We start from the raw sequence: 3,696 nt of genomic DNA on the forward strand, positions 1-3,696 counted from the left end.
TACACGAGACGTAGACGGTGAACTTAACATTACCAACCCTCCTCTCACCCCAAACATCAACCTCAACTGGAGCCCCAACCCTGGAAGCTAGTTTAACATCAGTCCTAACAGCGAAGCCTAAGGAGCCCAGCACATCAGCAACTATGGATTCCAGGATCTCACATGAAGGTCTAACCCTAAACCTATCCGGCACAATGAGCCTAAGAGGCTGAATAACCCCAAGTTTAACAGTAACCTCCGGCTTGATGGTGACCTCAACTCTGGGAACCTCAACCCTCCTACCCGATCTTATCAGGTCGAGGGCTTCAGGTGTGAATATAACGGTTGGGATTATGAGATCACCAAGGTACCTAAAGATGACGATGTTCGATGCAATCATCTCACCTGTAAGCCTTTTAATAGTATCATCATCAAGCTTGTACGCTCCCCTAGCATGTGCCTCGAGAGTATATGGTCTAATCATCACAGCACCCGTAGGGTAGCGGGAGACCTTTACGGCCTCCAACATGATATCTTTCAGTATGCTAACCAGGATATCCCGTCTAGAGGAGTCTACGATAGTTGGGTCGAGGAACTTAACGTATGAGTCTAGGAATCTCCTGAAGTAAACATCATGTACATCCCTTAGTAATCTCACCCTTAGATCACGTTTATTCAGGTTATCGACACCGTAGATTTCTAGTAGTCTATCAACGAACCTAGCTGCGGCGTTGAACGACCTTGTGTAATCTAGACCCAACCTTATAAACCTGGAGTATGCGTCCCTAAGATCCCTGACTATCTCGTAGCCACTAGCTCTAGGTATATCGCTATAAGCGTACCCTATATCAAGGAATATTAATGCTATGTAAACACCCATAATATCATTATCTGATGCTAGGAGTTCTTCAACCCAATCAACTCTAGTAGTCAACGTGGATCACTCGGTTGAAATGGGGGTTTGAGGGGTTATTTATAGGTTGTTATAATTCATCTGCAACCTCGATCGCGAGTTCAACGTGTCGATGTTGAATGCTATAGCATGTTTTAACTTAGAGATCCCAGCATGTCAGCCTCGACTAGCTGTATGTAGGTTGGTGTTAGCCCACTTATGGTCAGTTGAATGTTAAACATCAACATTGCAACCCTAAGAGCTTCCTAGATCCACGATGTTGATGGAGGGGTTACTCTAAGCTAGTAGTCGCATGTAACATACCACCAAGTAACCCTTACACCCCTACATGGTCAAAGCTCCTACACCTAACACGCTGATACTATCGTATCAGCGTACCCTGATACCATGTGATGGTGGGGTTCCAGCTTTATATCAGCTGTTGATATTAACCCCCTCTACTCGAACCCTCTCTAGGATTTACTCGAAGTTGAAGCTTCTATAGTAACCCCCATCCTCACAACTATGAAGCCTCGCCTTTCAAGGCGGAAAGCCGTCAGCATGATCACTCTATGAGGAACCGAGAAACTCATTGAAGAGATTGAAGTTAGAAATAGATGTGGCTATGGGGGAGGAGCTTAGGAAAGTCAATCTAAGCGAGTTAGGAATGTTAAGAGTTGTCATGCTTTTAGTAGAGGTTACTTTAGGAGGGAACGTAGTGTGCTAGGTTTGAGTATCGTTATAGTTTCGAGCACTCCCCTCTCTCATGAGCTCCCTCACTATCCTCTCGAACCCCTCTATGCTTCTAACCCCGTCCACCCTCCTGGTCCTGCAGCACCTATGCCACTCCCTCGAGAAGTATTTGTGCTCAAGGCACAGTATCCCAGTGTAGGTATCAAGGGTGTAGGCTATGTAGCCGTAAAAGCTCTCAACCACAAGCCTATACGTGAACATATCGACCCTCCAGAGAGACGTGTCACCACGGGATTCCAACAGCTTGGGTCTAGCCTTCAACCCGAAGACACCAAGAACTGAGGGCTGAGGGTGTTAGAATGCACTCTGTTAGATAACACGACGAGAGAAGCTATCTAACGTGAACATCCTAAGTGATGGGGGGATCACGATGTTAGATAATAGACCGTCTTAATAATTTGGTCGACATTAAGATTTAGCAAACCTCACCTTTTAAGGCACAGAGATATCCTAAAGAAGTGTGGTAAATATACGGTGTGCCAGTGGAGTTATTTTCTAAGTATTAACATGTACTCTCCTAGCTCTACGTTGTGACGTCTACCGGTCTCCTGGATGTATCTCCACTTGTGCCCCCTCCTACGTAGTTTGACGACTCTGTAGTCCTTGAAGCCCACGTTCACAGCTATCCTTCCCAGATACTCGGGTGTGGGGATGTAGACGCCGTAGGGTGCCGAGTCGCCTAGTATCATTACAGTGTAGTGGTCTGGTTTGAGAACGCGGGCCATCTCCCTTAGTGCTAACACCATGTCGTTGAAGTACCCGAGTACCATGAGGTCATAGTCCTTCCTCCCACCATGCCTGCCACGTTCCTCCCTCAACTGGAGGACTTTCCTCCAAATCTCCTCGGCTACATCGCCTGGGATGAGCTTGGAGGGTCTCATGTACTCCATCGTACTCCTCTCTACCTGGGTCGTGGACGCTATTATCAGCCTACTACGTATCTTCTCCGTTATCTCACTCCAGGTGCGACACCACCCTAGGAAGTAGAGCTCCAGCCTCGTGCGGTCAGCGTAATCGTAGTTGTTCAGATACGGGGGTGACGTGAAGATGAAGTCAGTCTCCTCGCCACCCACCTCCCTCATGTTCCGAGCGTCACCCTCGTAGATTGTAGCCTTCGTATCTTCCCGTGCCTCCCTTCTGACGATCTCGAGATCTGAGATCATCAGTCTCACCTGCTCAACGAAAGCCTCGTAGACCTCTCTCGCTTTCCTCTTCTTCTTCCTGGGGAGTATGTAGGGCCACCCTACATCGACATCAGTGGTCTTCCTGAGTATCGCTATGAGAGCTAGCTCGAAGAAGTCTCGTACATCCCTTGGGAGCTCCGCCTCCTCGATAGCCGCCTTGACGTAGTAGAGTTTCCTCAGAGTCTCCTCATCGTACACCTTGAATAGCAACTCGGGGACGTTATCAACGCTAACCTTCAAGTACTCTCTGTTATCAAAGGAGCTCCTTATCCTCGCGTGCAACCTTTCAGCGTACTCTCGTAGCCTGGGAAGGTCGTAGTCCCAGTACACCTTGACACGAGCTATTTTAGCGAGTAGCGGGTGAGCCTCCACATCCAGGCTATCCACACCACGCCTCTTAGCCTCTACATTGAGCGTACCAGAGCCTGTAAATGGATCCAGCACGATCATGCCCCGCCTGACATTGAAGATAGCGAACGTCCTTCTAACGAGATCAGCTGAAAACCCTGCTGGGAATCTAATCCATCTATGTACGGGTTCATCTATATTATCAGAGAACGTTACCTTAGAATCGGTAACCAGAGATTCAACAATAGCTACATAGTCGTCTATGGTTTTCCTCTCACTCTTCCCCTTAATCCAATAGTCGAGAGTCACCACCATGAAGATCGCTACACCCACTTATTACATTATGCCTAACGCTTAAATTGTGTTTATCCCCTCCCCCTCTATAAATCACATTATATGAGATAATATCCTATGTAATACTTAACAAGAAGGGACCCTCGCTAGACACACGGAACAAATTGTATTTGGATGTGTATGTTTTTAACACCCCTACTATACTATGTAGTCTAGGGGCTAGACATGTCGACATCAAAGATATCC

Annotated in this window: 3 protein-coding genes; all 3 read right to left on the minus strand. The window is 47.3% G+C overall.

The window, feature by feature from the left end; genetic code table 11:
• Positions 1–913, minus strand: a 913-nt coding sequence (locus ACP5N5_RS06205) for a hypothetical protein (RefSeq protein ID WP_428134011.1), incomplete at its 3' end; no start/stop codon positions are given.
• A 681-nt stretch (positions 914–1,594) separates the two neighbouring features.
• Positions 1,595–1,885 (minus strand): hypothetical protein, encoded by a 291-nt coding sequence (locus tag ACP5N5_RS06210; RefSeq protein WP_428134013.1) that lies wholly within the window; start codon positions 1,883–1,885, stop codon positions 1,595–1,597.
• A gap of 227 nt (positions 1,886–2,112) precedes the next feature.
• Complete coding sequence (locus ACP5N5_RS06215; protein ID WP_428134016.1) at positions 2,113–3,471, minus strand: hypothetical protein; 1,359 nt, start codon at positions 3,469–3,471, stop codon at positions 2,113–2,115.
• Positions 3,472–3,696: the final 225 nt, after the last annotated feature.

This window comes from Desulfurococcus sp. (assembly GCF_049970475.1).
GTDB classification, from domain to species: Archaea; Thermoproteota; Thermoprotei_A; order Sulfolobales; family Desulfurococcaceae; genus Desulfurococcus; species Desulfurococcus amylolyticus.

Coding starts and splice junctions, on each gene's coding strand:
- ACP5N5_RS06215 (WP_428134016.1), bottom strand. CDS start 3,471: ATGGTGGTGACTCTCGACTATTGGATTAAGGGGAAGAGTGAGAGGAAA.